This window comes from Campylobacter sp. 2352 PW (assembly GCF_024723575.1).
In the GTDB taxonomy this organism is placed as follows: domain Bacteria; phylum Campylobacterota; class Campylobacteria; order Campylobacterales; family Campylobacteraceae; genus Campylobacter_D.
In genome coordinates this window covers 1-18,386 of the sequence record NZ_JANQCX010000019.1, presented here as the reverse complement: position 1 = coordinate 18,386, position 18,386 = coordinate 1, and the positions used below count along the sequence as shown (strand labels likewise).

Annotated in this window: 18 protein-coding genes; 5 read left to right on the top strand and 13 right to left on the bottom strand. The window is 30.7% G+C overall.

Going from position 1 to position 18,386, the window contains the following annotated elements:
• Positions 1-924 (bottom strand): PDC sensor domain-containing protein (locus CAMP5121_RS07630; RefSeq protein ID WP_337215254.1); only part of this gene is annotated, 924 nt, incomplete at its 3' end.
• 95 nt (positions 925-1,019) lie between these two features.
• Positions 1,020-1,472 carry a low molecular weight protein-tyrosine-phosphatase gene (locus CAMP5121_RS07625; protein WP_263703117.1) on the bottom strand — a complete coding sequence of 151 codons (453 nt, stop codon included), beginning with the start codon at positions 1,470-1,472 and terminating at the stop codon, positions 1,020-1,022.
• A gap of 206 nt (positions 1,473-1,678) precedes the next feature.
• On the opposite strand from CAMP5121_RS07625, the gene thiD reads away from it, so the two are divergent.
• Genes thiD through CAMP5121_RS07605 form a run of 4 tightly spaced genes read left to right on the top strand, consistent with a single transcriptional unit; the run spans position 1,679 to position 4,522 of the window.
• Positions 1,679-2,488, top strand: a complete 810-nt coding sequence (gene thiD / locus CAMP5121_RS07620; RefSeq protein WP_263703119.1) for a bifunctional hydroxymethylpyrimidine kinase/phosphomethylpyrimidine kinase — start codon at positions 1,679-1,681, stop codon at positions 2,486-2,488.
• 3 nt (positions 2,489-2,491) lie between these two features.
• Positions 2,492-3,271: a hydroxyethylthiazole kinase gene (gene thiM / locus CAMP5121_RS07615; RefSeq protein ID WP_263679691.1), complete on the top strand. Its 780-nt coding sequence runs from the start codon at positions 2,492-2,494 to the stop codon at positions 3,269-3,271.
• A complete protein-coding gene (gene thiE / locus CAMP5121_RS07610) occupies positions 3,258-3,884 on the top strand; it encodes a thiamine phosphate synthase (protein ID WP_337215253.1) in 627 nt (208 codons plus the stop codon). The genes thiM and thiE overlap by 14 nt, the downstream gene beginning before the upstream one ends.
• Complete coding sequence (locus tag CAMP5121_RS07605) at positions 3,881-4,522, top strand: uroporphyrinogen-III synthase (RefSeq protein WP_337215255.1); 642 nt, start codon at positions 3,881-3,883, stop codon at positions 4,520-4,522. The genes thiE and CAMP5121_RS07605 overlap by 4 nt, the downstream gene beginning before the upstream one ends.
• Here CAMP5121_RS07605 and CAMP5121_RS07600 read toward each other — a convergent pair.
• Positions 4,503-5,837: an MATE family efflux transporter gene (locus tag CAMP5121_RS07600; protein ID WP_337215252.1), complete on the bottom strand. Its 1,335-nt coding sequence runs from the start codon at positions 5,835-5,837 to the stop codon at positions 4,503-4,505. The two genes, CAMP5121_RS07605 and CAMP5121_RS07600, sit on opposite strands and share 20 nt — an antisense overlap.
• A gap of 270 nt (positions 5,838-6,107) precedes the next feature.
• On the opposite strand from CAMP5121_RS07600, the gene CAMP5121_RS07595 reads away from it, so the two are divergent.
• Positions 6,108-6,728 (top strand): hypothetical protein, encoded by a 621-nt coding sequence (locus CAMP5121_RS07595; RefSeq protein ID WP_263664244.1) that lies wholly within the window; start codon positions 6,108-6,110, stop codon positions 6,726-6,728.
• Between the two features lie 29 nt (positions 6,729-6,757).
• Here the strand turns inward: CAMP5121_RS07595 and lepA are convergent, their stop codons facing one another.
• Genes lepA through CAMP5121_RS07545 form a run of 10 tightly spaced genes read right to left on the bottom strand, consistent with a single transcriptional unit; the run spans position 6,758 to position 18,321 of the window.
• Complete coding sequence (gene lepA / locus CAMP5121_RS07590) at positions 6,758-8,548, bottom strand: translation elongation factor 4 (protein WP_214098856.1); 1,791 nt, start codon at positions 8,546-8,548, stop codon at positions 6,758-6,760.
• 9 nt (positions 8,549-8,557) lie between these two features.
• Positions 8,558-8,983, bottom strand: a complete 426-nt coding sequence (locus CAMP5121_RS07585; RefSeq protein ID WP_337215251.1) for a hypothetical protein — start codon at positions 8,981-8,983, stop codon at positions 8,558-8,560.
• A gap of 11 nt (positions 8,984-8,994) precedes the next feature.
• Positions 8,995-12,225, bottom strand: a complete 3,231-nt coding sequence (ccsB, locus tag CAMP5121_RS07580; RefSeq protein ID WP_337215250.1) for a c-type cytochrome biogenesis protein CcsB — start codon at positions 12,223-12,225, stop codon at positions 8,995-8,997.
• Between the two features lie 3 nt (positions 12,226-12,228).
• A complete protein-coding gene (locus CAMP5121_RS07575; protein ID WP_039618807.1) occupies positions 12,229-12,924 on the bottom strand; it encodes a high-affinity branched-chain amino acid transporter, ATP-binding protein in 696 nt (231 codons plus the stop codon).
• Complete coding sequence (locus CAMP5121_RS07570; protein WP_263683264.1) at positions 12,911-13,681, bottom strand: ABC transporter ATP-binding protein; 771 nt, start codon at positions 13,679-13,681, stop codon at positions 12,911-12,913. Before CAMP5121_RS07570 ends, CAMP5121_RS07575 begins: the two co-directional genes overlap by 14 nt.
• Entirely contained in the window at positions 13,678-14,709 is a 1,032-nt protein-coding gene (locus CAMP5121_RS07565) for a branched-chain amino acid ABC transporter permease (RefSeq protein ID WP_337215249.1), read from the bottom strand. The genes CAMP5121_RS07570 and CAMP5121_RS07565 overlap by 4 nt, the downstream gene beginning before the upstream one ends.
• Position 14,710: 1 nt before the next feature.
• Positions 14,711-15,607, bottom strand: a complete 897-nt coding sequence (locus tag CAMP5121_RS07560; RefSeq protein WP_039628648.1) for a branched-chain amino acid ABC transporter permease — start codon at positions 15,605-15,607, stop codon at positions 14,711-14,713.
• A 20-nt stretch (positions 15,608-15,627) separates the two neighbouring features.
• Complete coding sequence (locus CAMP5121_RS07555) at positions 15,628-16,743, bottom strand: ABC transporter substrate-binding protein (RefSeq protein WP_337215248.1); 1,116 nt, start codon at positions 16,741-16,743, stop codon at positions 15,628-15,630.
• A gap of 10 nt (positions 16,744-16,753) precedes the next feature.
• A complete protein-coding gene (locus CAMP5121_RS07550; RefSeq protein WP_337215247.1) occupies positions 16,754-17,866 on the bottom strand; it encodes an ABC transporter substrate-binding protein in 1,113 nt (370 codons plus the stop codon).
• Between the two features lie 17 nt (positions 17,867-17,883).
• The gene (locus tag CAMP5121_RS07545; protein WP_263709065.1) at positions 17,884-18,321 is read right to left on the bottom strand and encodes a c-type cytochrome; all 438 of its coding nucleotides are present in this window, start codon (positions 18,319-18,321) and stop codon (positions 17,884-17,886) included.
• Between the last annotated feature and the right edge of the window lie 65 nt (positions 18,322-18,386).

The following is an 18,386-nucleotide window of genomic DNA, read 5'->3' as shown; positions in this document are numbered from 1 at the left end:
AAAATAAAGTAAAACAATACTTGCAATACTTGTAAAAATAACAATAATAGTTTGAATGTAAGCTATTTTTAGTGCAGGGGTTTCTATTACTTCTACATCTTCACCAGCACAAGTTGTATAACCATCAATTTTTACACAAATACCAAATCTATCGCCACCATTTTGAGTGGTATAATTAAAAATATTATAATCTCCAGCATTTTCATAAGCTTTAGCTACTGTAACTATATCTGGATTTTGCTCTCCACCAACTAATGATTTATCAGTTGATGCAAATACAGTATAAGCATGATCAAATACAAAAGTTCTTCCTGGTAATTCGTTAAATTTTTCTTGTAAGTCTTTAACTAAAACATCAATTGCTAATACCCCTATAAATTTACCATCTTTAATTAAAGGCATAGCATAGGTAAAACATGGCAATCCTGTTGTTGCATCAATATAAGCTGCTGTGATATATAAACCATTTTTCTTTCTAGCTTCTATATAAAATTCTCTTGTGGTGGCATCATAATTGTCAGCTTTTCCATAAATTCCATAGTCTAAGCCTTTACTATCGCTATCTGGATCGCTTACTATTAATTCTCCATTTGATTGAGCTATATAGACAGCCAAATAGCTGTTTATATCTCTAACGGTTTTAAGTAAATCGCCTGTGTTTTCCATAAGCTTTTCTTGGGTATTAAGTTCGTTATATGGAAGTCTTAAAATAGCTTGAGAAAGTTGCTCTAAAGAATGAGTATGGAGACTTTTAAAATCTCTCATTGATTTTTCTGCAACTTTTACATAGTTAGTTTCAGCCTTAACCACCTCATGATTTAAAGCTTTTTTTGTAAAAATAAAGCTAATAATTCCAAGTACTATCAAACAGATGATAGCTATAACATTAGCAATTAATGAAATTTTTAATTTAATACTTTTCATTAAATAACCTCCTTTTTTTATTTGCAATGTTGAAATTTGGTTTTATTATAACATTAAAATCAAAAATGTACAAATATTATCTAAATGATAAATTTTTATATTAATGTTTTTAAGAGTTTAGAGCATGCCTGCGAGAGTATAGTATAAGTCTCATTAAAATCTCCGCTATACCAAGGATCAGGAACTTCATCGTATCCTAATTCTAAAGCATAAGAAGTGATTTTGTGAATTTTGTGTTTAAAATTTGGAAAATTTTTAACTACATCATTATAATTAGAATTATCCATAACGATAATAAGATCATTTTCTTCACACATTTTTAAGCTTAGCTTTTGACTGCAAAATGGCTTGGAGTTGATATTTTTACTATTTAACATGGCTTTGGTTTTATAGTGCATATCCTCTCCATCATGATAACCTGAAGTGCCTGCGCTAGAAACAATAAATTTATCGTTTAAATTTGCTTTTATTAAAAGATCTTTCATGATAAATTCAGCCATAGGGGAACGACAAATATTCCCTAAGCAAACAAAAATAATTTTAGTCATTTTTTCCTCAAAAATTGTGTAGTTTTTTCAAAATTATAGCAGTATTTCAAAATATTTTTTAAGATTAATTAAAACTAAGATATAATTTTTCATTAATGGGGAGCTTTTGCTGAGAGGAAGTTAGACTTCGACCCTTGAGAAGTTTGGTAATGCGAACTTTGAATTCTTGCAAAAACTTTCCTTTTTTATAAAAAAGGATAAAAATGATACAAGCAAAAACAAAAACTAAAATTCCTATCTTAACTATAGCAGGAAGTGATTGTAGCGGTGGGGCTGGCATACAAGCTGATTTAAAAACTTTTAGCGCTCATAATTTATTTGGTATGAGTGTAGTTTTAAGCGTTGTGGCTGAAAACACTGCAAGAGTGATTTCTTGTTTTGATATACCCACTAAGATAATAGATGAGCAAATGTTAGCAGTTTATGAAGACATAGAGCCAGCTGCTGTGAAAATTGGGATGCTAGGTTCAAAAGAAATTATAACTTGCGTAAAAGAAAATTTATTACGCTTTAAAGCCAAAAATGTAGTGATTGATCCTGTGATGTTTGCAAAAAATGGCTATGCTTTAATGCCTTTGGAAAATTGTCAGTTTTTTAAAGATGAAATTTTATCTTTAGCTGATGTACTTACGCCAAATATACCTGAGGCTGAATTTTTATGTGATTTTAAAATACTTAATGAAGAGGATATGAAAAAAGCTGCTATAAAGCTTTTCAAAGAAGGTGCAAAAAGTGTTTTGATTAAAGGTGGGCATAGTAAAAATAATACTAATGATGTTTTTTATGACGGAAAGGAATTTAGTATTTTTAAAGCAGAAAAAATCAACACAAAAAACACACATGGTACAGGTTGTACATTGAGTTCAGCTATAGCTAGTAATCTTGCCTTAGGTAAAGAAAAGCATGAAGCTATAAAGCTTGCTAAAGATTATGTATATGGGGCTATATTAAATTCCTTAGCACTTGGAAAAGGTTGTGGTCCAACAAATCATTTTTATCAATTTGATAAGGAATAAAAAATGATTAAAATAGTAAGAGAAAAAAATCCTTTGATTCATCATATTACTAATTATGTTACAGCTAATGATTGTGCGAATGTAACTATAGCAATGGGAGCAAGTGCTGCTATGGCTGATTTTTATGAAGAACAAACTGATTTTGCTAAAATAAGCTCAGCCTTAGTATTAAATACAGGCACTATTAATCAGCTTGTAGCAAATTCTATGCTAAAAGCAACCAAAGAATATGCTTTATTAAATAAACCTATAGTTTTTGATCCTGTTGCTTTGGGTGTGAGTAAGGCAAGAGATGGGATTAATTTTGAATTGCTTAATCTAAAAGGTATTAGTATTGTTAAAGCAAATGCGTCTGAAATGGCTAGTGTTATAGGTTTAGATGGTAAAGCAAGAGGGGTTGATAGTACTTTTGTAATTAATGATGAGTTTTTAGAAAAAGCTAGAGAATATTCTTATAAAACTAAGCGTGTTTTAGCTATAACTGGAAAAATTGATTATATTATAAATCAAGAGCGCATTGCAAAAGTTTATAATGGCTCTATCATGGCTACTAAAATAACTGGAGCAGGTTGTATGTGTGCTTCTTTGTGTGGGGTTTTTGCAGGAGCATTAGAAGATAAATTTCAGGCTAGTTTATATGCTTTATTGAGTTTTGGCATAGCTAGTGAAATCGCTCAAGATCTTTCTAGTGGAAGTGGTAGTTTTAGAGTGAATTTAATCGATGCTTTAAGTAATTTAAATGATGAAGAAATTAAAAAAAGAGCTAAATATGAAATCATTTAAAATTTATCTTGTTGCAAGCAAGGGTGAGAAAAGTGAAAGTGAGTTTTTAAATATTTTAGAAGCTTCTTTGAAAGCCAAGATTGATATTTTACAACTTAGAGAAAAAAATCTTAGCACTTTAGAATTTTATAATCTTGCTTTAAAAGTTAAAACTTTGTGTGAAACATATAATACGCCTTTTGTGATAAATGATAGAATCGATATAGCCATGGCTGTGAATGCAAATGGAGTGCATATAGGACAAAAGGATATGCCTTTAAAAAAAGCAAGAGAACTTTTAGGCGAAGATAAAATCATAGGACTTACGATCAATCATAAAAGCGAGCTTGCTAATACTCAAAGCGCTACTTATCTTGGAGTAGGGGCTGTTTTTGCTACGCCTAGTAAGCAAGATTGTGTTGTGCTTGGTATAGATGGATTAAAAGAAATTACTAGTTTAAGTTCTTTACCTATTGTAGCTATAGGTGGGATAGATGAAACTAATTTAAATTTGCTTAAAGACTGTAATATACAAGGTATAGCTGTGGTTAGAGCAATAATGCAAGCAAGTGATCCTTATATGGCAACTTTAAATTTAAGATCAAGTTTTGATAAAACTTTTATAGGAAAATAATGATTTATTTTATAGGGGATAAAGAATTTGATGGCGTTAAGACTATAAGATTAAATGAAATCAAATTTCTTGATTTTGAAGTGAATTTAAAAGAATTTGATTGCTTGATCATTAGCTCTAAGAATGCACTCAAAGCATTAATGTCAAGTAAAAGTAAAATTGATTTTGATATTAAACTTTATGCTGTGGGGCAAAAAAGTGCTGATTTTGCAAAAGAACTTGGTTTTAAAAATGTCAAATATCCCAGTAAAGCTTATGGCAAAAATTTAGCTAGCGAGTTTTTATCTGAGTTTAAAAATAAAAAATGTCTTTATTTAAGAGCTAAGAAAATTAGCTCAGGCCTTGATGAGGTTTTATTAAATGAAAATATCTCTTTAAAACAATTAATTGTTTATGAAAATGTAGCCATAGAGCCCAAAAAAGATGAGTTAAAAATACAACATCCTAGTGTTTTTATCTTTAGCGCTCCTTCAAGCATAGAGCAATTTTTGAAATTTTTTGCATTAAAAAACGAAGATAAAGTTGTAGTTATAGGTCAAAGTACAGCTTTAAAACTTCATAATTTTAAAAATTTGTATATATGCAAAGAGCAAGATCTAAACTCTTGTTTAAAATTAGCTAAGAGTTTAGATCTTTAAAAGTTTTATATAGTAAATAAGAAGCAATAAACACCATAAGAACCTCGCTTGCAAAAGAAGCAAGCCAAACTCCATTTAAGCTAAGATAATATGATAATACCTGTATAAAGATAAAAGGTAATACTAAACTTTGTATGATGGATATGGCTAAAGAAAGCATGGGTTTATCTAAAGCGGTAAAAAAAGATGCGCAAAGTTTTCCAAGCCAGCTTAATAAAAAAGAAAAAGAAAACAATACAAGTGCATTTTGTGCTAGATTTGCAAAACTAATATCATTATTTTTATTAAAGAGAGAAACTATAATTTCGTTGAAAAAAAATGCAAGTAAAAACACAGATATTCCAAATACGCCAGATGCTATAAACATTCTTTTAAAAATAGCTTGAATTCTTAATATGTTTTTATATCCATAGTTGTAACTTATAGCAGGTTGCATGGCTTCACACATTGATAAAATTAAACCAAAAGCAAAGGTGCTTAAATAAAGTATAATAGAAAATGCCGCTAGTGCTTGATTCCCAGCTATTTTTAATAATATAGCATTAGCTAGTATGGTAAAAATAGAACTTGATATGTTTGAAAAAAATTCAGAAGATCCGTTATAAATAATATTTTTAAGTATTTTTAAATGAATTATGGGTTTTTTGAATTTTAAAATTAAGTCTTTAAAAATAAAAGGTGTAAAGCCTAAAGTAGTTCCTAAAAACATACCTATACAAGTTGCTAAAGCAGCTGAGAATAAACCCCATTCAAAAATAACTATAAAAAGCCAATCCAAAATGATATTACTTAGAGCTACTGTGATATTAACCACCATGCTATAAAATGTTTTACCGCATATTCTTAAATAACTATCCATAGCAAAAGCTAACATGGTAAAAGGTGCAAAAAGAGCAAAAATTTGCATATATTCAGTGGATAAATTTTGTATGTTTTCATCAGCACCCATAAAAGCACTTAAAGGTTTTGCTAAGAAAAATCCTAATATTCCCATTAAGCAAGAAATTGCAAAAATAAGAACTATACAAAAAGAAAAAATAGCTCTTGCTTTTTCGATTTTTCCTTTACCTAGATTAATTGCTATTTGCACTGATGAACCTATGGCTATCATATCAGCCAAAGCAAAACTTATCATAATAAAGGGCATTACTAAATTCATGGCAGCTAATGAGTCTGTACCAAGGTATTTACCAACAAAAATTCCATCAATAATAATATAAAGATATATAAATGCAACACTTGCCATGTTAGGCAGGGCACATTTGCAAAACAATATAGTAGCATTTGTATTAGTGTAAAAATTGTGTAATGGCATAGTTTTCCTTATTAGCGTTTATTTTTGCGTTCTGTTTGATAATTTACGAATAAAATAAAGCTAATAGAGAGATTCTATGCCTTCTATGATATCTTTAAAATACGGATCAACAATGATTATAAAAAAATCTCTAAAAAGCATTTATATCACCTAAATTTTAAAAATACAATAAATAAAAGAAATTATATTATAGTAGTGGTTATAAATTTCTTAATATAAAATTTAATAATTTTTATCCGATTTTTATAAACCCACAAAAAAGGAGCAAGGATGCAAATAAATTCGTATTCACGTGTGGCAGTGGAGTCACAGATTAGCAATAGGAAGGCTGATTCGAATACTAAGCTTGAAGATGCCAATACTAAAAGCGCTAATAGCACAAAAGATATTGATGAGGATAAGCTTAGTAAGCTTGCTAGTATAGGCGGAAAAGGCATAACAGAACTTTATGCTATGAGTTTTATGCAACAAGCATTTAGCATGAGTTCATCTAATGGTCTATCTCAAGCTGGGATTTTTCAAGGAGCTCAGTCTAAGGATTCTTTAACGGCTATTTTATCAAATGTAGATTTTAAAGCTATAGGATATGAAGGTAAAGATATACTTAGTTTAAATGCTGATGAGGCAAAAGAGCTTATTGGGGAAGATGGGTATTTTGGTGTAGCAAAAACATCTCAAAGATTGGCTGATTTTGTTATTAATGGAGCTGGTGATGATATGGAAAAACTTCAAAAAGGTTTAGAAGGTCTAAAAGCAGGATTTGCGCAAGCGGAAAAAATGTGGGGTGGCAAACTTCCTGATATCAGCTATGAAACAATTGATAAAGCTATTGAAAAAGTAACTCAAAAAATCAATGAATTGGGTGGAAATTCTTTAGATATCAATGCATAAATTTATATCCCTAGTTTTAAACTAGGGATTTAGTCTATTTTTAAAACGCTTAAAAATGCTTCTTGAGGTAAATGTACTTTACCGATAGCTTTCATTCTTTTTTTACCTTCTTTTTGTTTTTCAAGAAGCTTTCTTTTTCTAGTAATATCCCCGCCATAGCATTTTGCAGTTACATTTTTACCCATAGATTTTACATTTTCTCTTGCGATGATTTTATTTCCAATGCTTGCTTGGATAGCAACTTCAAAAAGCTGCCTTGGGACGATTTCTTTCATCGCTTTTACCAGCTCCCTGCCTTTGCTTAGTGCCTTTTCATTTGGCACTATGATGCTTAGTGCATCGACATTTTCACCAGCTACTTTAATATCAAGCTTTACAAGATCACCCACTCTAAATTCAATAGGTTCATAATCAAAACTAGCATAACCTTTAGTGAGTGATTTGAGTTTATCGTAAAAGTCCATAACGATTTCATTTAAAGGTATATCATACTCAAGTAAAACACGCTCAGGGGTGATATAATCCATCTTAACTTGCATACCACGTTTGCGATTTAAAAGAGTGATTAAATTTCCTAAATATTCGCTTGGGGTTATGATAGTTGCTTTTACATAAGGTTCTTTTATGTGATCGATTTTATTTACTGGAGGCAACTCACTTGGGTTTTGAATTTTTAAAACTTCTCCATCGGTTTGATAAATTTCATAAGTAACAGTTGGAGCAGTAGCAATCAAATCAAGGTTAAACTCACGCTCAAGTCTTTCTTTAATAACCTCCATATGTAAAAGACCTAAAAAACCAACTCTAAAACCAAACCCTAAAGCTAGCGATGTCTCAGGTTCGTAAGTGATAGAACTATCATTAAGTTTTAATTTGTCTAAAGCATCTCTTAAATCTTCAAATTTATCCGTTTCTATAGGGTATAATCCTGCAAAAACAAAAGCTTTGGCTTTTTCAAAACCACCAATGGCTTCTTTTGCCTTATTTTTGGTTAGTGTTATGGTATCGCCCACTTGAACATCAGCAACATTTTTAAGTCCAAGCACGATAACACCTACTTCACCTGATTCTAATTTTTTGGTTTTTATAGGACTTAATGGATGAGGGTAAAAAAGATCTTGCACAAGATGTTTTTTATCTGTACTCATAACTAAAACTTCATCATTTTTAGCTATATTTCCCTCATAAATTCTAACCAAAGCCAAAGCTCCAAGATAATTATCAAACCATGAATCATAGATTAAAGCTTTGGTAGGTGCTTCATCATCGGTTTTTGGCGCAGGAATTTTTGTGATGATGGTTTCTATGAGTTCTTTTATACCTACACCTGTTTTTGCGCTAACACAAATTGCATTAGAGCAATCAATGCCTATAATATGCTCTATTTCGTGCTTAACTTTTTCTATATCAGCTGAAGGAAGATCTATTTTATTTATCACTGGTATGATTTCAAGATCATTTTCTAAGGCTATATAAACATTGGCTATAGTTTGAGCTTCTACTCCTTGTGAAGCATCAACAACAAGCAAAGCTCCTTCACAACTTGCTAAAGAGCGACTTACTTCATAGGAAAAATCAACATGACCTGGAGTATCTATTAAATTTAATACATATTCTTCGTTATTAAGTTTATAATTTAAACGCACAGATTGAGCTTTTATAGTTATACCACGCTCTTTTTCTATATCCATAGTATCCATTACTTGGGCACTCATTTGTCTATCGCTAATTGCACCACATTCGCTAATAATTCTATCAGCTAGTGTACTTTTTCCATGATCGATATGAGCTATAATAGAGAAATTTCTAATATTTTTCATCAAAAAACCTTAAGATTGTCTCATTTTTCTTTTTGCTAAACCTATTTGCTCATAAGCATCTATTTCGTTTTTTAAAGTTTTATATCTTTTTTTTAATTCATTATTTAAAAACGAAATATTCTTAGGAGTGGCATTGGCATTTGCTGAAATAGCACTAATAAAATCAAGTTTTCTTTTAGTGGTACTATCTTTTGGATTAGATCCTAATTTTTGTGAATTTAAAAACTGCAAAATCAAAGCTTGAATTTCTTGAGAATTTTTTGCATCATTAGCTTTAGATATAAAATCTTCAATGTTAATTATTTTTGGAGTTTTAGTGATATTTGATTTATTGGTGTTTTTATCTTTGTGTGTAAAAAATAAAACTAAAAGAATTCCAAGTATAATAACAATAACTAAAGCAATAATCAAAAATACAAAAAGAGAATTATTCATTTAAAACTTTCCTATAATTTTTTTGCATAAGATTTTTTGAAATAACTTGCTATGCTTAATGCCACCATAAATAAAAAGCCCCAATACACATAATCAGGAATTTTTACTGAATCTCCTGCTGCGTAAGAGTGCATACCAGTTAAAAAGTAATTTACTCCAAAATAAGTCATAATAATCACCCAGTATGCAAACATAGAGCAAACTGCAAAAGTGTATTGATTTGCCCATTTTGGCACCATTCTAATGTGTAAAATAGCCGCATAAACTAAAATACTAATTAAAGCCCAAGTTTCCTTGGAATCCCAACTCCAATATCTTCCCCAGCTTTCATTTGCCCATATAGCACCTAAGAAATTTCCAACTGTAAGTAAGCAAAGTCCTAAGATCATAGCCATTTCGTTGATTCTTGTTGCTTCTGTAATATTTCTTAAAATATTTTCATTATGTTTACCATTGATTTTTAGCATGCATAGTAAAACAAGTACAAATATACCTAATAATGCACATAGTCCTAAAAATCCATAGCTAGCAGTAATAACTGAAACATGTATAGTTAGCCAGTATGATTGCAACACAGGAACTAAGTTAGTAATTTGTGGATCCATTTGGCTAAGATGAGCTACACCTAAAGTAACTCCTGCTAAAATAGAAGTTAAAGAAAGTGCAATAGGGCTTTTTCTGGAAAAGAAAATTCCAGATAATGATAAAGCCCAAGCTATATAAACCATACTCTCATAAGCATTGCTCCATGGTGCGCGACCTGCTATATACCAACGCAAAGCTAAACCTAAAGTATGGATGAAAAATGCCACGATATTAAATACATAAACACATTTAAAAATAAAATCAATGCGTATTTTTGGCAGTAGCATCTTAACAAAAACTATAATTAAAAGCAAAAATCCAGCACAAAGATAAAGAGGGGTAAGATTTACAAAAATTTGACTTTTATTGAAAAAGATTTCTGTGCTAATTTTTTTAGCACTAGGCATAACTTCATGGCCGTATTTTTCTTGGTAATTTTTGATAGCATTTAAGTTTTTAGTTGCTTCATCCCAGTTATTATGTACAATGGAATTACTAACTGCATTAAAATAGTTTTCTAAAATACTTTTAACTTCTGCACCTTCTTCACCTTTTAATCCTATATAAGCTTCACGTGGTGCTACCCATTGATTATTTGTGCTATTTTGTAAAGGAATAAATCTAAAAATATCACCTGAGAAAATTAAATTTACAATATTAACCCTTTCATCAAGCTTGATGATTTCTTTATCAAAAACACTTCTGCGGTTTGGATTTTTTCTATTAGCATTTTCTACATATTTTTGTAGTTTATATGAATCTGTAGTGAAAAAATCTTTAAAACTAGTATAGGCTCTAGGCTCAATTTCTAAAATTTTAGAAATTTCTTCATTAACCAAACGACTTCTTGGCATCAAAATAATATCTTTATTATACCATGCACTACCATCAAAAATCATTGATATGATTGTTGCTTCAGCACTTTGTCCTTGGAAGGTCGTTGTTTTATGTATTTTTTCTAAAACTTCCATGGCTAAAGTATTAAAAGGAACCATTCTACCATCAGGCTTTTGCACTATCAAAGAAGCAAGTTCTTTAGCATGTGTTTCATCTACCTTGATGGGTTCATTTGCATAAGTATTTTGGCTTGCAAAAAAAACTAATATAAATGCCAATATCGCGCTTGTTCTTTTCAAGGTGTCTTGATTGATTAATTTAGCTAAAGTCCTAAATCTTGAATGAGGATTTAAAATATTTAAAAACATTCCTAATGTGAGTAAAAAATATCCAATATATGTAGGAATTTTACCCGGATCTTTATTCACTGAAAGTATGGTACCAAGCTCATCTTGATCATAAGAACTTTGGTAAAATCTATAGCCTTGATAATCTAAAACATTATTCATGAAAATTTTATATTCTAGTTTCTTATCAGCATTGTCAATTTCTACATAACTTGCATAAGACATAGGCGACATCGAGCCAGGATAGCGTTCTAATTCAAAGTCTTTTAGGTACATTTCAAATGGCATTTCTATTCCTTTAGGACCCCATCTTAAAAAGAAAGGTTGACCTGCTACATCAATACGGATAGGCGAGTTGTATTCTACTAGGAAAACTTCTTTGGATTCTCCTTTATAGCTTAATTTTAATTTTAAAGCATTAATAGCATTATCTGAAAGTTGAGTTGGCATATATTTAGTGCTTTGTGCAAAATCTTTGAAATTATTTAATAAAGAATTATTCCAGTATTTTGCCTCACCAAATAAAGAAATCAAAGCATTGCGTCCTAGCTCTATCCAACTATTTTTAAACCAAGTAAAAAAGCTTTCATCTTGAGCTTGATTGATACCTTCTAAAGTTTTTTTGCCATGCAAGGAAGCAAATTTAACCACTAAATTAATATCATTAAAAGAATATAATCTTAAATCTTTAGCTTGTGCTTTTTGATTTGCTTTTAAAATATTTTCTTTGCCATCACTCATTGACATGTATTTTAAATCAAAATCAGCACTAAGTTTTAAATCTTTATCGATTTTTATATAAGGACTTGGAACAGAGTCATTTAAAAATGCTATATTAACGCCGTTGATATTTTCAATATCTCCTGCTTGAAAAAGCAATTCTTTAGATTCGTTATTTTGTGAAAGCATTAAAGATAAAAGTGGAGCAGAATTATTATCATCAATATAAACTTCTTTTGCATCTAAGATTAAATTTTCATATGCAATTTGAGCTTTTTCATCAGGCAAGATTAAATCAAATGAAAAATCATTTACAAAAGGCAGGGTTGCAATATATTCAGATTTTGAAGCACTATATACTTTATCATCTTTTAAGGTTGCTATGTAAATATAACTTTTTGAAGTTTCAATAATATTGTTTTTTTCATTTTCTCTAATGTGTAAATTTCCCTCAAATCCCATATATCTAGTCATCGCTGAGCCTAGTAATATAAATAAAAATGAGATGTGAAAGATTAAAAGTGGTATTTTTTTCTTATTAAACATTTTGTATTTAAAAAGAGCTACTAAAAGATTAATCCCTAGTATGAGTTGTATAAAGCCAAACCAAGAAGAGCCATAGATCATTGCCCAAGCTGTTGGTGTATTATAAGCACTTTCTATGAAAGTAGCTAGGGCGCAAAATAGGGCAAAAATTAAAAACAAAAAAATAGAAATTTTTATATCCCCAAAAGCTAAAAGTTGTTTTTTCATGAATTAAGCTCCAAGGTATTTTTTTCTAATCTCATCATTGCCGATAAGATCTTTTGCAGGTGCATGCATAGCGATTTTGCCATTTTCTAAAACATAAGCATAATCGCTGATTTTTAAAGCTGAAAATGCATTTTGCTCTACTAATAAAATGGTGATTCCTTCTTCTTTTAATTTGACTATAATATCAAAAACTTCTCCAACTATTTTTGGAGCAAGACCTAATGAAGGCTCATCAAGCATTAAAAGTTTTGGCTCACTCATGAGTGCTCTTGAGATAGCTAACATTTGAGCTTCTCCGCCACTTAGAGTTCCTGCAAGGGCATTTTTTTTATCTTTTAATCTTGGGAAAAGCCTATACATTTGATTTTTTAAATGCTCATAATTTTCTGCATTATTAAAAGCACCAATTTTTAAATTTTCTTCTATAGTAAGATTGATAAAAACCCTTCTTCCCTCAGGTACTAAAGCAATGCCTTTTTGAACTAGAGTGTGCGGTAAATGTCTTTGAGTGTCATAACCTAGAAAAGTTACCTCGCCAGTTTTTTTAACACAATTTAACATAGCATTAAGTGTTGAGGTTTTTCCTGCGCCATTTGAGCCTATTAAGCTAACTATGCTTCCTGTTTTTATAGTAAAATCAATACCTTTAACAGCTTCAATCAAACCATAATAAACATGTAAATCTTTAACTACTAGCATTAAAATCTCCCAAATATGCACTAATTACTTCAGGGTTTTGCACCGCATCGTTTGGTTTTCCCTCAAAAATAGTCTTACCATAATCAAGCACCATAACCCTATCGCAAAGTTTGTTTACAAATTTCATATCATGCTCTATAAGTAAAACACTAATTTTTTTATTATCTCTTATGTTAAAAATTAACTCGGCCAAATCATCACTTTCTGTAGAATTCATACCTGCTGCAGGTTCATCTAACAATAAAAGTTTAGGATTTGTTGCTAAAGCCCTTGCTATTTCAACTTTTCTTTGCTGACCATAGCTTAAACTAGTAGCTTTTTCATCAGCCAAATGAGCAATATTGAGTTGTTCTAAAATTTCATAAGCTGCTTTTTTTGCATTTTTTTCTGCTTTGGAAAATCTTCCAAGATGTAAAAAGGCTTCGAAAATATTATATTTAATACTCTTATCAAAACCAATCAATACATTTTCTAAAACACTCATGCTTGAAAAAAGTCTTATGTTTTGAAAAGTTCTTGCTATACCTAGGTGAACTATTTTGTGCGGTTTTAAATGATCAATTTTTTTTCCTAGAAAAAAGACTTCCCCGCTACTTGGCTTATAATTTCCTGTAATAATATTAAATAGCGTAGTTTTTCCTGCGCCATTTGGGCCTATAAGTCCAAAAATTTCACTTTCTTTAATAGCAAATGAGGTATTCGCTATAGCGCTAACTCCACCAAAATTTTTATGAATTTCTTTAAGCTCTAAAATCATTTTTTCTTCCTTTTAGAAAACTTAAACAAAACATCTGTTAATTCTTTATCTCCCATTATTCCTCTTCTTGCAAAAAGCATTACCAAGATCAATACAATGGAAAATACAACCATTCTAAGACCAGGTATAGCAGGGGTTTCATAACCAAAAATATTCATACTTTCATCTAAAAATCTTAAATACTCACTTCCGCCTATTACTAAAATAGCTCCGATGATAGCACCAGTGGTTGAACCTAAACCACCCAAAACAATGATGATTAAAAGTTGAAAGGTAAATAAAAAGTCAAATTGCTCAGGTGAAACTGAAGCTAGCGCACAAGCAAGCAAGCCTCCCCCAACACCTTCTAAAAACGCTGAAGTGCTAAAGGCTAAGGTTTTAATATTAAAGGTGTTTATACCCATTGCTAGTGCTGCATCCTCATCATCTCTTACAGCTTTCATGGCTCTACCAAATTTTGAACTAACAATGTTTAAGATGATAACAACTGAAAATATGGCAATCCCACCACTCCAGTATAAAGTAGTATGTTTAGGAATGTCGTTTAAGCCTAAAGAGCCATTTGTAACAGAAGCAAAGTTGATCACCATAAGTTTAATAATGATACCAAAACCTAGTGTTACAATTGCTAAATAATCCCCTCTAACTCTAAATACTGCAAAAGCCAAAACTAAAGATAAAAGCATAGCGCAAAGTCCAGCAGCAAGTAACGCTACAATAAAACTTGGCGAATGAATCATCAAAATAAAGCTACTTGGATCTTCTAAAGAAAACTGGTCGATTTTGCTTTCACTTGTAAGTAATACTAAAGCTGCAACATAAGCTCCTATAGCTACAAAGCCATTTGGTTCTAGTGAAAATTGTCCTGTAACCCCGTTGATAAGATTATAGCTTACTGCTAAGATAACAAAAATAGCAATATTGCTTAAAATTCCTATTTTATAATCATTGAAAAAATAAGGAGATATAAAAAGAAAAGCAAGTGCTATGATAAAAAAACTTAAATGTGTAATTTTTCTTGCAACCATCTTAAAACCTACTTTTTTCAAAATTTATGCCCAAAATTCCAGTTGGTTTAAAAAGCAAAATCAATACTAAAAAGATAAATGCAAAAGCATCTTTAAAACCAGAAAGATCGGGGAAAATAGCAACTACAACAACTTCTGTAAATCCTATAATTAAACCACCTAATACCGCTCCAGCAACCGAACCAATACCACCTAAAACAGCAGCGCCAAATGCCTTGAGTCCTATAAGAGTTCCCATGCTAGGTTCAACAGAAGGATAACTAACAGCCCAGAAAATACCACCAATAGCGGCTAAAGCTGAGCCTAGTGCAAATACAATAGCGATAATACGATTTGCGTCAATTCCCATTAAATTTACAGTATGAATGTCAAAAGCTAAAGCTCTAATAGCAATGCCATATTTGCTTTTATAAAGTATGAATAAAACCACTAATAGTATAAAAAATGTCAAAATAGGTACTAAAATACTATTAATGCTAATGCTGATATTATTAAAATTAATCACTGTTTCAAGATAACTTGGCACAGGAAAATATTTTGGTGTTGAGCCAAATAAGACATTAAATACATTTTGTATTAAAAAGCTTATGCCTATAGCTGTAATAAGTAAAGAAATTCTAGGTGCTTTTCTTAAAGGTTTATAAGCTACTCTATCAATAGCTATACCTAAAGCTGCTGCAAATAACATAGCCAAAGAAAGAGCTCCTAAAAAAGGCACATTCATACTTGTGACACAAAATAAAGCTGAGTATGCTCCTACCATCATGATATCGCCATGTGCAAAATTAATCAATCTTAAAACACCATAGACCATTGTATAGCCTATAGCAATAAGTGCATACATGCTACCTAAGCTAAAACCGTTTATAATTTGCTGTAAAATTAAAGAACTATCCATTGAACCTCTTAAAATTTTATTTACGGAAGAATCGTATCTTTATAAATTTGTTTTTGATTTTCTATTGATTTTATAACAATTGAACGCGTAGCATTGCCTGTTTTGTCAATGTTAATTACTCCGCTAACACCTTCAAATTTTGAAGTAGCGTGGATATTGTTATTAATGCATTCACTGTTAAAATCATTAACACATTTTTGCATAGCTTCAAAAATCACAAAATACGCATCTGCACCCATAGCTGTGAAATTTGGAACTTCTTTGCTTTGTTTTTCTTTTTCATAAGCTAGTATGAAGTCTTTTGAAAGTTGTGTTGGTGGGTTGTTATAATCAAAGCTATCAGTAAATAAATATCCTTCTGCAGCATCTTGAGCTAAATTAACAAAGGTTTCATCAGCCACCCCATCTGCTGAACCCATAGGGATATTTATACCCATTGCTTTTGCTTGTCTTGCAAATAAAGAAGCTTCGGTATAATATACTGGAAGATAAATAAAATCAGGTTTTAAATTTTTAATTTGTGAAAGAATGGCTTTAAAGTCTTTATCGCCTGCTGTGATTCTAAATTTATCTAAAATTTTTCCACCTTGCTTGCTAAATTCTTTTTCAAAGGCTCTAGTTAAACCCAAAGAATAATCCGTACTTTGATCGCTAATTATCACAGCTTTGGTATAGTTAAGTTTATTTTTTACATAATTAGCTAAAGATGAGCCTTGGAAGCTATCCATAAAACAAACTCTACTAGCATATAATTTTTTATTTAAAATTTTATCAGCAGTAGCTGCAGGAGCAACCACTGGGATCTTTTTTTCTTCGCCAATTCTTATCACTTGCAAAGTATTAGCTGTTAGCATTTCACCAATTAGCGCATAAGCTTTGTTTTGTGAAACTAATCTTGTGCTAGCATTGGCACTTTCTATTTTATCACCTTTTGTATCAACTACTACTAAATTTACTTTATCTCCATTACTTAGAGTGTTTTTCATGGAATTTGCAATTTTCACTCCATCTAAAGCACTTTGTCCATATGCTGCCGTAGAACCTGTTAGAGGTAAAACTACGCCAATGTTAATTTCTTTTGCTTGTATAATATTGCAAGCTATGACAGATAATATAGCTATACTAATTTTTTTCATAGTTTACCTTTCAAGGATTGATAATAGTTTTATATACTTGTTTTTGATCTTGTATTTCTTTTATAACCACAGAACGACTCGCATTACCACTAGCATCTATGCTTATAACCCCACCCACACCTTCAAAATTACTAGTTGAGTGAATTTTTTCATTAATGCATTGTGTATTAAGATTGCTAGCGCATTCATTCATTGCATTTACCATTACATAATAAGCATCAGCTCCCATAGCAGAAAATGCTGGAAGCTCTTTGGTGCCATGATCTTTTTCATAAGCATTGATGAAATTTTTAGACAAAGCTGTTGGAGGATTGTTATAATCAAAACTATCAGTAAATACTACTCCATTGACAGCATCACCACCAAGCTCTATAAATGTTTTATTATTTACCCCATCTCCTGCGCTTAAGAGTTTGTTAAATCCAACCGCTTTTGCTTGTCTTGCTATTAAGGCAGCTTCTGGGTGATAAATTGGCATATAAACAAAGTCTGGATTGATACTTTTAAGTTGAGAAACAATAGCTTTAAAGTCCTTATCGCCCGAAGAAATGGTTAATTTTTTAAGTACTTTTCCACCATTTTGCTTAAATTCTTTTTCAAAAGCTCTTGCTAGACCCAATGAGTATACATTGCTTTGATCAACTATAACAACCACGCTTTTTAAATTTAAATCTTTATAGGCATAATTAGCAAATTTATCTCCTTGAAAGCTATCCATAAAACAAACTCTACTAGCATAGCTTTTTTTATCTAAAAGCTTATCGCCTGAGGCAACTGGAGCTATAGCAGGAACTTTTCTTTCTTCGGCTATGGATAAAACTTGCATAGTATTTGGTGTAACAGCTTCGCCTATAAGACCTAAAACTTTATCTTGAGAGATAAGTCTAGTAGTAGCATTTGCTGCTTCTATTTTATCACCTTTGGTATCAATAGCTATAATTTTAATACTATCTCCATTTTTTAAATTTGGATTTAAAGTATTGGCTAGTTTAATGCCCTCATATACATCATTACCATAGGCTGCTAAAGTGCCAGTAAGCGGCAAAACAACCCCTATTTTTACCTCTGCAGCATAAATTGAACTAGCACAAAGTAAGCTAGCTAACAGTAGATTTTTTTTCATGAAAACTCCTTTTTTTGTTATTTTAAAAATGTATTGTGTTTAGTTTTTGGTGCTGGCTCTTCTTCTAAAAGATCTTTTTGATTAAGCTCTATAGAAAAATTTTGTCCTTTTAAATAAGCTATGATGTGGTTCATATCACTATCACTTAATTTTTTAGCATACAAACTCATTTGGATATTATCGCTTGATTGATTTTTAAAATATCCATTAGCATAATCTTTCAAAGCACCTTTGATTTCTTCTGGATTTAAGTCTTTAAGAGCTCTTTTACCATAAGAATTTTTTTCTCCGTTCTCTCCATGACAAGTATTACATTTATTTTTAAAATATATTTCTTTAGCTTTTTCTAAGTCATAACTAATGTTATCATTAAAAGTATAAGTAAATAAAGATTTTACATTAAAAGCTAATAGTGAATTAAAAAATAAAACACTTACAATAAACAAGCGCAACATAAATATAACCTTTTTTAATATATAAATAAAGCTCGATTATATCTAAAAAAAATAAATAATCTCAC